This window comes from Microbacterium sp. (assembly GCF_035556355.1).
Lineage (GTDB): Bacteria > Actinomycetota > Actinomycetes > Actinomycetales > Microbacteriaceae > Microbacterium.
This window is the reverse complement of the sequence record NZ_DATMFG010000004.1, coordinates 28206-44113: the sequence shown is the minus strand read 5'-3', so window position 1 is coordinate 44113 and position 15908 is coordinate 28206. Positions and strand designations below refer to the sequence as shown.

15 protein-coding genes are annotated in these 15908 nt (G+C 70.2%); 6 read left to right on the top strand and 9 right to left on the bottom strand.

Annotated features, from left to right (window positions below):
• Positions 1-6 precede the first annotated feature (6 nt).
• Positions 7-786, top strand: a complete 780-nt coding sequence (locus tag VNR19_RS00425) for an NAD(P)-binding domain-containing protein (RefSeq protein ID WP_325722803.1) — start codon at positions 7-9, stop codon at positions 784-786.
• A 28-nt stretch (positions 787-814) separates the two neighbouring features.
• On the opposite strand, the gene VNR19_RS00420 is transcribed toward VNR19_RS00425, so the two are convergent.
• From VNR19_RS00420 to VNR19_RS00390, 7 genes are all read right to left on the bottom strand, one after another.
• A complete protein-coding gene (locus VNR19_RS00420) occupies positions 815-1987 on the bottom strand; it encodes an acyl-CoA dehydrogenase family protein (protein ID WP_325722801.1) in 1173 nt (390 codons plus the stop codon).
• Positions 1984-2862 (bottom strand): amidohydrolase family protein, encoded by an 879-nt coding sequence (locus VNR19_RS00415; protein WP_325722799.1) that lies wholly within the window; start codon positions 2860-2862, stop codon positions 1984-1986. The genes VNR19_RS00420 and VNR19_RS00415 overlap by 4 nt, the downstream gene beginning before the upstream one ends.
• A complete protein-coding gene (locus VNR19_RS00410) occupies positions 2859-4463 on the bottom strand; it encodes an AMP-binding protein (RefSeq protein ID WP_325722797.1) in 1605 nt (534 codons plus the stop codon). The genes VNR19_RS00415 and VNR19_RS00410 overlap by 4 nt, the downstream gene beginning before the upstream one ends.
• Before the next feature lies 1 nt (position 4464).
• A complete protein-coding gene (locus tag VNR19_RS00405) occupies positions 4465-5376 on the bottom strand; it encodes an SDR family NAD(P)-dependent oxidoreductase (protein WP_325722795.1) in 912 nt (303 codons plus the stop codon).
• Positions 5373-5834, bottom strand: a complete 462-nt coding sequence (locus tag VNR19_RS00400; RefSeq protein WP_325722793.1) for a MaoC family dehydratase — start codon at positions 5832-5834, stop codon at positions 5373-5375. Before VNR19_RS00400 ends, VNR19_RS00405 begins: the two co-directional genes overlap by 4 nt.
• A 174-nt stretch (positions 5835-6008) precedes the next feature.
• Positions 6009-7133 carry an NDMA-dependent alcohol dehydrogenase gene (locus VNR19_RS00395; RefSeq protein WP_325722791.1) on the bottom strand — a complete coding sequence of 375 codons (1125 nt, stop codon included), beginning with the start codon at positions 7131-7133 and terminating at the stop codon, positions 6009-6011.
• 99 nt (positions 7134-7232) lie between these two features.
• A complete protein-coding gene (locus VNR19_RS00390; protein WP_325722790.1) occupies positions 7233-8675 on the bottom strand; it encodes an aldehyde dehydrogenase family protein in 1443 nt (480 codons plus the stop codon).
• A gap of 145 nt (positions 8676-8820) precedes the next feature.
• Here VNR19_RS00390 and VNR19_RS00385 point away from each other — a divergent pair, with 145 nt between their 5' ends.
• A complete protein-coding gene (locus tag VNR19_RS00385) occupies positions 8821-9261 on the top strand; it encodes a MarR family winged helix-turn-helix transcriptional regulator (protein WP_325722789.1) in 441 nt (146 codons plus the stop codon).
• Positions 9262-9264: 3 nt separating this feature from the next.
• Here VNR19_RS00385 and VNR19_RS00380 read toward each other — a convergent pair whose 3' ends face one another.
• Entirely contained in the window at positions 9265-10623 is a 1359-nt protein-coding gene (locus VNR19_RS00380; protein ID WP_325722787.1) for an aminomethyl transferase family protein, read from the bottom strand.
• Between the two features lie 108 nt (positions 10624-10731).
• Here VNR19_RS00380 and VNR19_RS00375 point away from each other — a divergent pair, with 108 nt between their 5' ends.
• The gene (locus tag VNR19_RS00375) at positions 10732-11673 is read left to right on the top strand and encodes a LysR family transcriptional regulator (RefSeq protein ID WP_325722785.1); all 942 of its coding nucleotides are present in this window, start codon (positions 10732-10734) and stop codon (positions 11671-11673) included.
• Between the two features lie 53 nt (positions 11674-11726).
• Here VNR19_RS00375 and ligM read toward each other — a convergent pair whose 3' ends face one another.
• The gene (ligM, locus tag VNR19_RS00370; RefSeq protein ID WP_325722783.1) at positions 11727-13136 is read right to left on the bottom strand and encodes a vanillate/3-O-methylgallate O-demethylase; all 1410 of its coding nucleotides are present in this window, start codon (positions 13134-13136) and stop codon (positions 11727-11729) included.
• Between the two features lie 222 nt (positions 13137-13358).
• On the opposite strand from ligM, the gene VNR19_RS00365 reads away from it, so the two are divergent.
• Genes VNR19_RS00365 through VNR19_RS00355 form a run of 3 tightly spaced genes read left to right on the top strand, consistent with a single transcriptional unit; the run spans position 13359 to position 15908 of the window.
• Complete coding sequence (locus VNR19_RS00365) at positions 13359-14114, top strand: PIG-L deacetylase family protein (protein WP_325722781.1); 756 nt, start codon at positions 13359-13361, stop codon at positions 14112-14114.
• Positions 14111-14821, top strand: a complete 711-nt coding sequence (locus tag VNR19_RS00360) for a 4-carboxy-4-hydroxy-2-oxoadipate aldolase/oxaloacetate decarboxylase (RefSeq protein ID WP_325722779.1) — start codon at positions 14111-14113, stop codon at positions 14819-14821. Before VNR19_RS00365 ends, VNR19_RS00360 begins: the two co-directional genes overlap by 4 nt.
• Positions 14811-15908: a 4-oxalomesaconate tautomerase gene (locus VNR19_RS00355; protein ID WP_325722777.1), complete on the top strand. Its 1098-nt coding sequence runs from the start codon at positions 14811-14813 to the stop codon at positions 15906-15908. Before VNR19_RS00360 ends, VNR19_RS00355 begins: the two co-directional genes overlap by 11 nt.

Here is a 15908-nt window from a genome sequence, read left to right as displayed (position 1 = left end):
TTCGGCATGACGACGATCGCGATCCTGGGCCTCGGCGAGGCCGGACGACTCTATGCGACGGGGCTGCGCGACGCCGGCGCCGTGATCCGCGGCTACGACCCGTCGATCGACCTCTCGGACGCGGGGGTTCCGCAGGCGGCATCCGTGATCGAGGCCGTCGACGGCGCCGATGTCGTGCTGAGCCTCGTGGGCGCGCCCGCCGCCGAGGAGGCCGCGCGCGACGCGCTCGCGGCGGCCAGCGCCGAGACCGTGTTCGCCGACCTCAACACGGCTTCCCCCGACGTGAAGCGGCGCATCGCGGCGATCGCGGGCGAGCGGCGGGTGCCGATGGCGGATGTCGCGGTGCTCGCGCCCGTGCCGCGCGCCGGCCATCGCACGAGGCTCGTCGCGAGCGGCGACGGCGCGCAGCGCTTCGCGTCGCACGTGACTCCCCTCGGTGTGCCCGTCGAGGTCGTCGCGGGCGAGGCGGGGGAGGCGGCGCGGCTCAAGCTCCTGCGCACGGTCTTCATGAAGGGACTGGCGACGCTCATCCTCGAGAGCGTCGAGGCCGCCCGGGCGGCGGGTGCCGAGGAGTGGATGCGCGAGCAGCTCGCGCACGAGCTGGGTCCGGGCGGACGCGACCTCGTGGAGCGTCTCATCGACGGCACGCACCGGCACGCGGTGCGGCGCGAGATCGAGGTGCGCGACGCGCTCGAGGAGCTCGAGAGACTCGGGGTCGCCGACGACATGACCCGCGCGACGCTCGCGTGGTTCGAGCGCATCGTCGCCGAGCGCGACGGGGACTGACGCGTCCGGCAGGCTCAGCGTCGGGGCGTCAGCGCGTGAAGGCGCTCCGGCCCGTCAGCGCGCGACCGACGATGAGCGTGTTGACCTCGCGCGTGCCCTCGAAGGTGTACATCGCCTCGGCATCCGCGAAGAAGCGCACCGCGTCATTGTCGAGCAGGATGCCGTTTCCGCCCATCGTCTCGCGCGCGAGCGCGACGGTCTCGCGCAGCCGGTCGGCCGCGATGAGCTTTACGAGGCTCGGCGAGACGTCGTCGGCGATCGGATGCTCCGCCGTGCGCACCGCGAGGGCGAGCGTCTGCGCGATGTTCGCCGCCATCTGCACGAGCTTCTGCTGGATGAGCTGGAACCCGGCGATCGGCCGTCCGAACTGCACGCGCCGCTGCGCGTAGTCGATCGCCGCCTTGTATGCGCCCAGCTGCATGCCCGCCGAGCTCCACGCGATGTCGGCGCGCAGTCTGCGGAAGGCGCGGTTGATGTCGGCGAACCCCTCGATGCGCGGCAGGCGCCGCTCCTCGGGCACGACGACGTCTTCGAGCACGATGTCGGCGTTGTGGACCATGCGCGCCGCCGCCTTGTGGGGGATGACGGTGCGCGTCACGCCGGGGGAGTCCGCCGGCACGACGAACGCGAGCACGCGGTCGCCGCCTTCCTCGCGCGCGATGACGCACAGGTTGTCCGAGATCGTGGCGTTGCCGATCCAGCGCTTCGCGCCGTTGAGGACCCAGCGGTCGCCGTCGCGCCGCGCGGTGGTCGCCATGCCGCCGGCGATGTCGGATCCGTGATCGGGCTCGTTGAGGGCGAAGCATCCGGTGAAGGTGAAATCGAGGATGCCGGGGTCCCACGCCGCGATCTGCTCGGGGCTGCCACCCGCGTGCACGAGCGTGCGGAACATGCCGACCTGCCCGCCGTATGTGATCGACATCGCGAGGTCGAGGCGGCACAGCTCGAGCGTGACGAACCCGCGGTAGAGGGCTCGCAGCGATCCGTCGGCCTGCCGCACCGACGGGTCGTCGAGCAGGTGCAGGTCGGCGATCGGCTTGCGGAAGTCGGCGAGCGACTCGCCGCGCTCCCACCGTTCCACGAGCACGGGCCGCACGTTCTCGTCGAGGTACGCGCGCAACGCGGCGAGCTTGGCGCGCTCGGCATCCGTGAGGTCGTCTGCGAAGCCGAGCACGTCTCCCGGATAGTCGAGCTCCGTCACGCCGCACTCCCCGCATCGAGTCCGAGCAGCTTCACGGCGTTCTCCTTGAGCACGAGGCGCTGGACGTCTTCGGGCAGTTCGAGCCCCGCGAAGTCGCGCAGCCACCGGTCGGGCGTGATCGCGGGGAAGTCCGACCCGAACAGCATCTTGTGCTTCAGGTATGTGCGCGTCGCGCGCACGAGCGCCGGGCTGAAGTACTTGGGCGACCACCCCGACAGATCGATCCAGACGTTCGCCTTGTGGGTCGCGATCGAGATCGCCTCGTCCTGCCAGGGGACGCTCGGGTGGGCGAGGATGATGCGAAGACCCGGATGCCGCGCCGCCACGTCGTCGAGCAGCATCGGGTTCGACAGCCCGAGTCGCAGCCCCAGTCCGCCGGGCACCCCCGCGCCGACACCGGTCTGCCCCGTGTGCACGACGATCGGCAGGTCGAGTTCCTCGATGGCCGAGAACAGCGGGATGAACTCCGGCGCCGACGGGTCGAAGCCCTGCACGGTGGGGTGGAACTTGAAGCCCTTCACACCGAGCTCGCCCGCCTGGCGGCGCAGCTCCTCGATCGCGGCCTCGCCCTGGAGCGGGTCGACCGAGCCGAACGCGATGAGCGTGTCGGCGTTGCGCGCGGCGCCCGCGGCGATGTCGTCGATGCTGTTCGGCCGGTGTCCCGAGTTCGTCGTCGCGTCGACCGTGAACACGACCGCCATGAGCTCGCGCTCGCGGTAGTACTCGGCGGTCTCATCGATCGTGCGCGGCGGCTCGCTGCTGCCGAAGTAGCGATCCATCGCTTCGCGCTGCTCCTGCGACGCGCCGAAGTGCCCGCTGTCGTCGACCTGGATGTGGACGTGGGTGTCGATCGCGCGGATGCGGTCGAGGTTCATGCGGTGCCTTCCGATGCGTTCGCGGCGAGGATCTCGTCGCGGAGCTTGCCGATGTCGACCTTCCCCGTCGGCGAGCGGTCCATCGTCGCGCGGAACACGATGCGCCGCGGCTTCTTGTATCCGGCGAGCATGCCGTCGACGTGGCGGATGAGCTCGTCGGGCGACACATCCGCCGCCCGCTCGACGACCGCCGTCACGACCTCGCCGAAGCGCGGGTCGGGGGTGCCGAGCACGACGGCGTCGGCGACGGCCGGATGCGACAGCAGCGCCTCCTCGACCTCGAGGGGGTAGACCTTCTCGCCGCCCGTGTTGATCACGCCGCTGCCACGACCGAGGAACTCGATGTGCCGGTCCTCCTCGACGCGCACCCAGTCGCCCGGGATGACATGGCGCACTCCGTCGATGACCGGGAATGTGGCATCCGTCTTCTCCTGGTCGCCGTAGTAGCCGAGGGGGAGCGCGCCGCGCTGGGCGAGCACCCCGAGCGCGCCGGGGCGATCCTGGATCTCGTTGCGCTGCTCGTCGAGCACGACCGCGGTCGGGAACAGCTTCGGCCGGCCGGGCAGGTCGTGCTCGCCGGTCGTGGTCGTGACGGCGAAGCCGCCGCCCTCGGTCGAGGCGAGCAGGTCGTAGATCGAGAGGTTCCCGAGCCTGTGCAGGCCGCGCTTGGTCTCGGGGCTGAAGCGCATGCCCGAGCTCATGATCGAGTCCACCGTCGGAAGCCCGAGCCCCAGGCGCTCGGCCGCCTCGACGAGCGGGACGGCGACCGCGTCGCCCGCGACGATGATGCGCGTCGCGCGGGCGTCGTTCGCGAACCGCAGCGCGGCCTCGGCGTCCAGGCGCGCCGACGACGTCACGAGCACGGTGCCGCCGAGCGTCAGCGTGTTCATCGAGGTCGTGAGAGCCGTGCCGTGCATGAACGGCGCAAGCGGGAGGTTCACCATGTGGGGCGTCGCGGGGTCGCTCGCGATCGCGACCGCGTCGCTCGCCGTGCGCGGCCATTCGAGTCCGCTGAGCGAGTAGGTCGCGAACATCTGGACCTCGAACATGTCCTGTTCGTCCCAGCGCACGGCCTTCGGTCGCCCGGTGGTGCCGCCCGTGTAGATCCACAGCTCGGTGCCGTCGATCGCGGCGGCGGGCAGCGGTGCGTCGCCCGCGACGGCGTCCTTCCACGCGATGCCCGGCGCCTCGGCGGTGTCGTCGTCGGTCACGGAGATGAGGAGCACGTCGTGATCCGCCTGCTTCTCCGCGTCGACCGCCACCGTCGTGAGCGAGGTCGGGTAGACGAGCGCTGCGGCGCCCGAGTCGTCGAGCAGCGCCGCGACCTCTCCCGCCCGCAGCCGGAAGTTCAGCGGAACGGGTGTGAACCCGGCCGCGAGGCACGCGAACTGCGTGATGAGGAACTCGGGGCGGTTGTAGAGCAGCATCGCGACGCGATCGCCGGTCTTGACACCTTGTGCGGCCAGGGTCGCGGCGAGCGCGCCCGACTCGCGGGCGAACCGCGCGTACGTCCACTCCTCGCCGTCGATCGTGAGGATCGCGGTGCGCTCGGGCAGGGCCCGCGCGACCGCCTGCCAGATGTCGGCGTAGTGCGCGCGCATGTCAGTCCTTCGGGGGTCCGGAGTGCTGCGCGTCGGCGGCGAGCTCGGCGCGCCAGGCTTCGTCGATCTGCTCGGGCGACCAGCCGCCGTCCTGGTTCATCGTGCGCAGCACGGCGGGGTGCGCGTAGAGCGTGAGCCGGTCGCCGCCGATGCCGATCGCCTGCCCGGTGACGCCGGTGGAGGCATCCGACGCCAGCCACACGATGAGCGACGCGACGTCCTCTGGCGTTCCGAGAGCGTGGTCGCGGCGGTAGATGGCCGGGATGCCCTTGCCCGCGACGTAGTCCTCGTACACCTGCGTGTACGCCGGGATGGTGGCGGTCATGGGCGACAGGGCCGTCGGGATGACCGCGTTCGCGGTGATCCCCGCGCGCGCGAGCTCGAGCGACCACGTGCGGGCCATCGCGACCAGGCCGGCCTTCGCGGTGGCGTAGTTCGTCTGGCCGAAGCTGCCGAACTGCCCGGCGGGGGACCCGATGAGGATGATCCGCCCGGGGATCCCGTTGTCGCGCATGTACGTCGCCGCGGCGCGGCCCGTCGTGAACGAGCCGCGCAGGTGCGTCTCGATGACGATGTCGAAGTCGTCGTCGCCCATCTTCCACAGCACGCGGTCGCGCAGCACGCCGGCGTTCGCGACGAGGATGTCGAGGCGGCCGAAGGTCTCGACCGCGGCGGCCACGAGGGCGTCGGCGGTCTCGGTCGGGCCGACCGGGGCGACCACCGAGGTCGCACGGCCGCCCGCGGCCCGGATGTCGGCGACGGTCTGCGCGGCGGTCTCGGCGTCGACGTCGTTCACGACGACGGCGGCCCCCGCGTCGGCGAGGGCGAGCGCGTACGCGCGGCCGAGACTGCGTCCCGCGCCGGTGACGATGGCGACCTTGTCGTCGAGACGGATGCTGTCAGGAGCGCTCATTTGTAGTACCTCAGCACGAGCTCGGCCACGCACGCGGGCTTCTCGACGCCCTCGATCTCGAACGTGACGGGCACCTCGATCTGCCAGCCGCCGCCGACGTCGGTGACGCTCGCGATGCGGCCGTGGACGCGGACGTTGGAACCGGACGGCACGGGCGCGGGGAAGCGCACCTTGTTCATGCCGTAGTTGATGCCCATGCTCGCGCCCGTGATCTGGAAGATCTGGCGCATGTGCGGAACGACGAGGCTGAGCGTCAGCAGCCCGTGCGCGATGCGCGTGCCGAACGGCGTCGACGCGGCGAACTCCTCGTCGATGTGGATCGGGTTGTCGTCGCCCGACAGCTGGGCGTAGAGGTTCACCTCCTCCTGCGTGATCGGCCGCCAGCTGGAGGGGCCGAAGGTCCGGCCTTCCAGATCGGGCAGCTCATCGACGGTCGCGGACACGACGTTCTCGGCCATCACACCTCACTCGCTGCTTCGCGTCGCGCGACTCGGGCGCCGCGCTCCGGAGCGACTTCGCTCGATTGTCAGGTTACCTGAAATATTGACGGACGCCAAAGCGCCCTTCCGCAGAATGGAACCGGCCGCCCGGGCGGATGGCTCGGGCGGCCGGAGCCTGTGGGCGACAGAGGATCAGAAACGGATGCCGCCGCGGATGTTGCGGCCCTCGACCATGTCGAGGTAGCCCTGGTTGATCTCGTCGAGCGTGTACATCTTCGTGATGAGCTCGTCGAGCTTGAGCTGCCCCGCCTCGTACATCTGCAGCTGGCGGGGGACATCGGCCCGCGGGTTCGCGTGGCCGTAGATCGTGCCCTGGATGCGCTTCTGGTATCGCGTCAGCTCGAGCGGGCTGATCGGGATGCTCGTCTCGCGGTCGGGCGCGATGCCCGTGATGACCGCGACGCCGCCCTTGCGGATCGCGGACACGGCCTGCGCGACATGCTCGCCCTCCACGACGCCCACCGAGACGATCGCGCGGTCGGCGCCCTGCCAGTTCGTGATCGACCGCGCGAAGTCCGCGGCTTCGTCCATCGTCGCGAACGCGTGCGTCGCGCCCAGCTTCAGTGCCGACTCGCGCTTGAACTCGACCGGATCGACGGCGATGACCGCGACCGCACCCGCGTGGTGCGCACCCTGCACGGCGTTGATGCCGATGCCGCCGATTCCCATCACGATGACGACATCGCCGGGCTGCGTCTCCGCCGCGTAGACCGCGCTGCCCCACCCGGTGCCGACGCCGCATCCGAGCAGCCACAGCTTCTCGAGGTCGGCATCTTTCGGCAGCTTGATCGCCGAGTCGACCGACACGAGCGTGTACTCCGAGAACGAGCCGACCTGGCACATCTGCCCGACCTCGGTGCCGTCGGGCAGGGCGAAACGGTAGCTCTCCTCGTCGTCGAACCGGTGGCCCGCGAGTAGGAACCGGCCGCGGTCGCACAGGTTCGTCATGCCCGACGTGCACCAGCGGCACTTGCCGCAGCTCGGGATCCACGTGAACACGACGGCGTCGCCGACCTCCCACCCGGGGGTGTCGGGTCCGACGGACTCGACGATGCCGGTGCCCTCGTGCCCGCACACCATGGGAAGGTGGCCCGCGACGCTGTCGCCGGTCATCATGTGATAGTCCGAGTGGCACATTCCGGCGGCGACCATCCGCACCCGGATCTCGTTCTGCCGCGGATCGCCGACCTCGACGTCGGCGATCTCGAACTCTCCCGGGGCTTCGCGGACGATCGCGGCGCGGGACGTGATGGGCATTGCTCCTCCTTCGGACCAAGCTGATGAGCGACGGCGCTCAGTGTCAGGTTACCTGTAATTCAATGCGGTGAAGTCGAGACGGATGCCCCGACCGCCCGCTCAGCGGAAGATCGAGGTGCTCTCGCGGTAGTTCTCGACCGCCTCGGGCCCGAACTCGCGACCGAGACCCGACGCCTTGACCCCGCCGAACGGCGAGCCCAGGTCGGGGCGGTAGCCGTTGATCCCGATCGAGCCGGTCTGCACGCGACGCGCGACCGCCTGCGCGGCATCCGCGTCGGCGCTGAAGACGGCGCCACCGAGACCGTAGGTCGTCGCATTGGCGATGCGCACGGCGTCGTCGATGTCGGTGTACCGGTGCACGCTGATGGCCGGTCCGAAGATCTCGTTCTGCGCGATCTCACTGTCGACGGCCGCGTCGACGATCACGCGCGGCGCGAAGAAGTAGCCCTCCGACGGCGCCGGGGTGTCTCCCGCGAGGATCTTGGCGCCCTCCGCCTCCGCGCGGTCGAGCATCGCAGTGACCCGCGCGTGCGCCGTCGCCGAGACGAGCGGGCCGACCTCGGTCGACTCTTCCTTCGGGTCGCCCACGCGCAGATCGCGCGCGAGCGCCACCAGGGCGTCGACGACCTCGTCGTAGCGGTGGGCGGGGGCGAGGATGCGGCTCAGCGCGACGCAGTTCTGGCCCGTGTTTCCGAACGACGCATAGCGCAGGCTCGCCATGACCTCGTCGAGGTCGGCGTCGTCGAGCAGGATGCCCGCGGACTTGCCGCCGAGCTCGAGCGTCGCGGGGATGAGCCGCTGACCGGCGACCGAGGCGATGTGACGCCCCGCCGCGGTCGAGCCCGTGAAGGCGACTTTGTCGACGCCGGGGTGGGCGACGAGCGCCTGGCCGGTCTCACGGCCCCCCGTGACGATGTTGATGACGCCGGCGGGCAGGCCGATCGCACGGCTGGCCTCGGCGAGGTTGAAGATGTCGAGCGGCGACTCGGCGGCGGGCTTGATGACGACCGTGCAGCCGGCGGCGAGAGCGGGGCCGAGCTTGAGGGTCGTCGAGGACTGGGGGTGGTTCCACGGCACGATGAGCGCCGCGACACCGAGAGGTCGGCGCAGGTGCAGCGAGCTGCCCTCGCGGTCGACGTTCTTGCGCTCCTGCTCCTCTGAGATCTCGCGCGCGATCTTCGCGTAGTACCGCAGGTGCTGCACGGGGCGGATCGCGTTCATGCCGCGCGCGATCGTGATGGGCTGGCCGATCTCGTCGGTGACGAGCGGGGCGGTGGCCTCACCCCGCGCCTCGACCTCGTCGGCGAGGCGGTCGATCCAGTCGGCGCGTTCCGCGGGGGTCAGTCCCGACCAGGATCCGCTGTCGAACGCCCGGCGCGCCGCGGTGACGGCGCGGTCGACGTCCTGCGGCGAGCTGTCGGGCGCGTGCCCGACGACGGAGCGGTCGAAGGGGTTCTCGACGGTGAGAACCTCGGTCGAGGAGGCCTGGACGTACTCCCCGCCGGCGAAGATGCGTTCCTGGAGATCAGTTGCTTCAAGCACAGCGGAAGGCTAACACCGGAGAACGGTCATCTGCACGCATTGCGACGAAATGACCGCTATGCGTACACTCGCTGGATGAGAGCGGGAACGCGTGCGGTGCCATCGCGACGAGCGCTAGCCTGATCGGGCTCGGGGAAGGGTCGGCATGGAACACACGAACTTCACGTATGTCATCAAGCAGGTCGAGCTCGCGCTCCGACCGTACATCGACGCCGCGTGCGCCGCTGCCGGTATGACCACGGCCCAGTACACCGCGCTCACGGTGCTCGAGCGCCGGCCCGGCATCACGAGCTCCGAGCTTGCGCGTCGGTCGTTCGTGCGCGCGCAGACGATGGCGCAGACGATGGACCCGCTGCTCGAGGCCGGGCTCGTCCGTCGCGAGCGCGACCCCGAGCACGCGCGCCGCCTTCTGCTGTACCTCACCGACAAGGGCGCGGCCGCAGTCGCGAAGGCGCGCCCCGCGGTGGACGAGCTCGAGCGGCTCATCCTCACGGGTTTCACCGAAGAGGAGGGAGCGGCGTTCGCGGACTATCTCCGTCGCGTCCGCCACTCCCTCCGCGAGGGTCGCCTCGTCTCGAGCCGCTGATCCTCAGTTCTTCCGGTAGTTCTCCCGCGCGAACGACGAGTACGGCGCCGGCGCGACCGTCGCCCGCACCTCGACCTGGCGGTGCGCTTCGACGGCGGGCTTGCGCGTGTTCGGCTCCTCGCCCCACACGACGACGACCTCGGTGCCGGGCTCGGCGTGGGCGACGTCGACGCTCGCGAGCGACACGAACACCTGATCGCCCGTGATGTAGCCGACGTCGTGCGAGATGCCGACGTCGACGCCGTCCGCGAGCACGCGGTCCACCTGATACGTGCCGTAGCGCGCCTTGGGGAAGTCCAGGTACTTCGCCGGCAGCCCCGGCTCGTACATCGAGCGCTGGATCGCGGCGACGTCCTCGGGGTTCCATACGAGCGTGACCTTCGTACGCCGGGGTGCCTGTGCATGCCGCTCGAGCGCCTCGCGTCCGATGAAGTCGTGGTCGAAGGCGACGCTTCGCCCGTAGCCGAGGTCGTACGGGGTGAGGTAGTAGTCCTCGATGTCGTCCGACACGAAGCTGCCGGCGAGCGAGCCCGCCCGGTTCGCCGGCAGCCACGCGAGGTACTCCGCCGTCCCCTTGCCCGAGAAGATCGCGGGGAGGGGAGAGGGCACCCACGCCGACTCGAGGTTCGCCGACGAGTACGCCTTCGCCCCGACGAGCACGACGTCGAGTCCCTCGCCGGCGCGCAGGAGCGCGTCGCGCACGCGCTCGCCGTCGGCCCACGGACCGAACAGCTCGAACCCGGGCTGACCTGCCATGCCGTGCCGCAGCGACCGCACCGTGACGCCGTCGATCTCGAACGTCGCCATGTGGAAGAACTTCGTCGGCGGCACGGGGGCGCCGGTCGCCTTCTCCATGAGTGCGAGCGCGTTCGGGCCCTGCAGCTCGTATCGGTAGAGCTTCGGCGGAACGCCGGGCTCTCGCATGAGCGAGTTCGCGTCGCGCTCGAAGGTCACGTCGTAGTCGCCGGTCTCGCCGATGTACTGCACCCAGTCCAGCACCATGAACCAGCCGACGAGGTCGAACACGTCCTCCTCGAGGTGGAAGAGGATCGCGTCGCCGATGAGGTAGCCCTCGTGGTTGACGGCGACGAACTGCTTCGCGCGATCGACTCCGAAGTTCGCGAAGCTGTTCACACCGGTGTCCGACAGCAGTCTGAGCGCGTCGGGCCCGGAGATGAACAGGTCGGTCATGTGGTGGGACTGGTCGAGCAGGGCGACCGTGTCGCGCCACGCGCGTTGCTCGGTGCGCCAATTCGAGAACTCGGGCGTCACCGGGAAGATCGTCGGGCGCGCCTGCGAGTTGCGCAGCAGCTCGACGGCGCTTCCCACGCGGGCGATGGCGTCGGCGACGGACTCGGTCATGGCAAACTCCTTCGTTCGGGTCCTCGCCATGCTAGTAACCGCTGGTTGTTTCCGACCCGTCGGGCGATAATCGCTGCTTATGCGACGCGAACCGTTTCTAAGCGACGGATGCCGGGTGCGGGCGTGGACCTGAACCTGCTGCGAGTCTTCGTGGCGGTGTACGAGTCGCGCGGCCTCACGATCGCCGCCCGCCGTCTCTACGTCACCCAGCCCGCCGTGAGCCAGGCGCTCGCGAGGCTGCGGCGCGAGCTCGACGATCCGCTCTTCGAGCGCGAGGGTCGGCTCATGCGTCCGACCCCGTTCGCGGATGCCGTCTACCCCGGGTTCCGCGAGGCGCTGGCCGGCATCGACCGCACGCTCGACTCCGTGCACCGGTTCGACCCGGCCGACTCGCAGCGCCTCTTCCGCATCGCGCTGTCCGAGCTCGGCGAGATCGGGTGGTTCCCGTCGATCCTCGCGGCGGTGCGAGCCGAGGCATCCGCAGTCCGCCTCGAAGTCGTCCCGTCGGATCCCGCACAGCTGTCCGACTGGCTCGCGCGCGGCACCGTCGACCTGGCGATCACGCCCGCGGCGATCCCGTTCGAACGCGTGCTCGTGAAGGCGCAGCCGTACGCCGTCGCGATGTCGGAGCGCAACCGGCTCGTCGGCGAGCACCTCGACATGCCCACGTACGTCTCGGCGCGCCACGTCACCGTCGAGAGCGACTCGGGCCGCCCCGTGCTCGAGGCCGCACAGCGCCGGGCGGGGATCGACGTGCGCCCGTCCGTCGCGGTGTCGCACTTCGCGACCCTTCCCCCCGTGCTCGCGGCCGATCCGCAGCTCATCGCGAGCGTGCCCGACATGATCGCGAAGGGCTGGGCGCAGACGTGGCCGCTGCGCGTGGTGCCCCTCCCGTTCGAGATGCCCGCCGTCGAGCTCTACCTCTATCGCCGCGCGACGACGCAGCACACCGCGGCGCTGGACTGGCTCTTCGCCACGGTGGCTCGCGCCGTGCGCGGATCGTCGGGTCAGTTCTTCGTGATCCACGCCGACGCGCCGGGCGTGACATGACGAAGGGGGCGGATGCCGCAGCATCCGCCCCCTCGTCGTGACGGTTCGACCGATCAGACCGCCACGTTCTGGGCGGCCGTGCGCCAGCCGCCGTGGTACTCGGTGCGCGCCGTGACCGCGTACGGCACGGGGCTCACGACCGCGCGGACCGCGATCTGCTCGTGCGGCTGCACCGTCGTCTTCTTCGTGTTGGGCTGCTCGCCCCACAGGACGCGCACCTCGGCGCCGATCGGCACGTTGGCGTCGACGGTCGCGAGCGACAGGCCGCGCTTCTCGTTCGCGGTGACGCCCGTGAACAGCGAGAGGCCGACGACCGTGCCGTCCTCGTCGACGACGGAGTCGAAGTTCGACGAGCCGTAGTTCGCGTTCGGGAGGTCGAAGAACTGGTAGCCGGGGCCCTCGCGGTCGATGACGGTCGTGAGGATCTTGGCGAGGTCCTCGTCGTTCCACGCGAGCGTGACCTTCTTGCGCTGCGTGGCCGGGTCGATCTTCTCGAGGGCGTCGCGGCCGATGAAGTCGTGGTCGAACTTCACGAACGAGCCGTAGCCGAGCTCCCACGGGTTGAGGTAGTAGTCCTCGATGTTGTCGGAGACGAACGAGCCGGCGATCGCGTTGATGGCCTCGTAGCTGTCGGTGGGCAGCCACTCGCGGTAGGCGCGCTCGGCCTCGCTCGAGTAGATGGCCGGCAGCGGCGAGGGGATCCAGCCCGACTCGAGCGTGTTCGACGAGTAGGCGCGCGAGCCGCAGGGCTCGATGCCGAACTCGCGGCCGGCCTCGAGGATCGCGTCGCGGATCTTGCCGTGCTGCTCGTACGGGCCCCACAGCTCGAGACCCGGGGCGCCCGCCATGCCGTGGCGCAGGGTGCGGACGCGCTCACCCGCGATCGTCATCTCGCCCATGTGGAAGAACTTGACCTTCTCGAGGGTGCCGCCGTTGAGCTTCTCGATGATCTGCCACGCGTTCGGGCCCTGGATCTGGAAGCGGTAGTACTCGCGATGCACAGCCTGCCCGTAGGGGCGCGAGGGGGAGCGGTCGTCGTAGCGGAACTCGACGTCGTAGCCGCCGGTCTCGGCGTGGAACTGGAGCCAGTTGGCGCCCGGCGCGCGGCCGACGTAGACGTAGTCGTTCTCGTCCTCATGGAAGAGGATGCCGTCGCCGATGACGCCGCCGTTGGAGGCGGTGGGGACGAACTGCTTCGCGGTGTTCACCGGGAAGTTGGCGAAGCTGTTGATGCCGGTGTCGCTGAGGAGCTTGAGTGCGTCGGGACCCGACAGGAAGAAGTTCACCATGTGGTGGGTCTGGTCGTAGAGCACGGCGGTCTCGCGCCACGCGATCTGCTCGCGCCGCCAGTTCGTGAACTCCGCCGGGACGACGGGGTAGATGTAGGCGCCGAGCTGTGAGTTGCGGAGCATCTCAACGGTGTTTCCGTGCTCGTCGAGCAGCTCCTGGAGATTGCGAGCCATGGGGTTCCTTCGACTTCCTTGTTCGATGGGCGATGCCGCGATACTACGGACGACATTTACCTATGTCCAGAGGTATTCCGGTATCCAAAATTGTAGACAGAATCTTGACCACCGCGCCAGGGGTGTGGTTCGCTGTCATCTGGCGGGCCGGGCTCGGCGCCGAGCCCACGTATGCGCGCCGGATGCCCGCGACGGCCGCGGGCGACGCACAGAGGAGTCGCATTGGCAGAGAATCCGAACACGCTCTTGATCGTCAGCGCCCACGCCGGAGACTTCGTGTGGCGCGCCGGAGGCGCGATCGCCGCCGCCACGATGCGCGGCGAGCGCGCGGTCGTCGTGTGCCTTTCGTTCGGGGAGCGCGGTGAATCCGCCAGTCAGTGGCTCGCCGGCAAGTCGCTCGACGAGATCAAGGCGATCCGCCGCGAGGAGGCCGAGGCAGCCGCATCCGCTCTCGGCGCAGAGATCGAGTTCCTCGACCTGGGCGACTACCCGCTCGTCGAGTCCGAGCAGGCCGTCGCCAAGCTCGTCGACGTGTACCGCCGCGTGCAGCCGACCGTCGTTCTGACGCACCCGCTCGCCGACCCCTACAACGGAGACCACCCGGCCGCAGCGCGCATGGCGCTTCAGGCGCGCGTGCTCGCGCAGGCGATCGGCGTGGCCAACAGCGACGGCTCGTTCCCGACGAAGGACGAGATCATCGGCGCTCCGCCCGTCTTCTTCTTCGAGCCCCACCAGCCCGAGCAGAGCGACTTCAAGCCGAACGTGCTCCTCGACATCACCGAGGCCTTCCCGCTCAAGCGCAAGGCGATGGAGTGCCTGCCCGCGCAGAAGCACATGTGGGAGTACTACACGCAGCTCGCGATCCGCCGCGGAGTGCAGGTCAAGCGCAACGCGGGGCCGAACCTCGGCCTGCCGCACGAGACGATGGGCGAGGCCTACGTGCGGTACTTCCCGCAGGTGACGGACGTCCTGCAATGATCGCGTCCGGCCCGGTCGTCGTCACCGACATCGCGCGAGCCGACCGCGATGTCGTGGACGCCCTCGCCGCGTTCGGCTCGGCGACCGTGCACGAGGCGATGGGGCGCATCGGATACGCGGGTCCGCGCATCCGTCCCATCCAGCAGGGCACCGCGATCTCGGGGTCGGCCATCACGGTGTCGACCGCGCCCGGTGACAACCTCATGGTGCACGCGGCGATCGAGCAGGCGCAGGACGGCGACGTGATCGTCGTCGTGCCGACGACCGACTCGGCGTTCGGGTTCATCGGCGAGCTCATGGCGACCCAGATGCAGGTGCGTGGCGTGCGTGCGTACGTGACCTCCGGGGGGGTGCGCGACACGGGCGAGCTTCGTGCGATGGGCTTCCCGGTGTGGACCGCGCACGTGAGCTCGCAGGGCACCGTGAAGGACACGGCCGGGTCGGTGAACGTGCCCGTCATCCTCGACGGCGTCGTGGTGAACCCGGGCGACGTCGTGGTCGCGGACGACGACGGCGTCACGATCGTGCCGCGCGACCGGGCGGCCGAGGCGCTCGAGGCGTCGCGCGCCCGCGCCGAACGCGAGGCCCGCAACCGCAAGCGGTACGAGGCGGGCGAGATCTCGATGGACATCAACAACCTGCGCCCCGTGCTCGCCGACCTCGGCGTGGCGTTCGTGACGCAGGAGGAGTACGAGCGTGGTCGCTGACCCGGTCCGCGACGGCGTCCGCTGCATGCTCATGCGCGGCGGGACGTCGAAGGGCGCGTACTTCCTCGCCGACGATCTTCCCGACGATCCGGATGCGCGCGACGAGCTGCTCCTCAGGATCATGGGCTCGCCCGACCCGCGACAGATCGACGGGCTGGGTGGCGCGCATCCGCTCACATCCAAGGTCGCCGTCGTCTCGCGTTCGGCTGAGCCGGGCATCGACGTGGACTACCTCTTCCTGCAGGTCGGGGTCGACGAGCCGACGGTGAGCACGAAGCAGACCTGCGGCAACCTTCTCGCCGGCGTCGGCCCCTTCGCCGTCGAGCGCGGGCTGGTCGCCGCAGGCGAGGAGTCGACGACCGTCCGCATCCGCCTCGTCAACACGGGCGACCTCGCCACCGCCGTGTTCCCGACCCCCGGGGGCCGCCCGGACTACGACGGCGACGAGGCCATCGACGGCGTGCCCGGCACTGCCGCGCGCATCGAGCTCGAGCTCGGCGCGGCCGACAAGCCGCTGCTGCCGACCGGCAATCCGATCGACGAGCTCGACGGGCACGCCGTGACGCTCGTCGACAACGGCATGCCGGTCGTGCTGCTGCGCGCCGAGGACTTCGGGATCGCCGGCGACGAGTCGCCCGCAGAGCTCGAGTCCCGTTCGGATCTCGCGGCCGCCGTGGAGCGCGTGCGCCTCGCCGCGGGGCCGCTGTTCGGGTTCGGCGACGTCTCCGAGCAGACCGTGCCGAAGATGATCCTCGTGTCGCCGCCGCGCAACGGCGGGGTGGTCTCGACGCGCGCGTTCATCCCGAAGCGCGTGCACACGTCGCTGGGCGTGCTCATGGCGGCATCCGTCGCCGCCGGCGTCCGCATCCCCGGAGCCGTGGGATCCGACTTCGCCCGCGTGCCGGCGGAAGGCCCGAGCGACATCGAGCACCCGACCGGTGTGCTCGCCTCGACCGTGCGCGTCGAGCAGGACGACGAGGGCGTGTGGCACGGCACGTCCACGTCGGTGCGCACCGCCCGAAAGCTCTTCGACGGGCTCGCGTTCGCGCGCCCCCGTCTCCAGAACCCCCCGTCAGAGAGGACATGA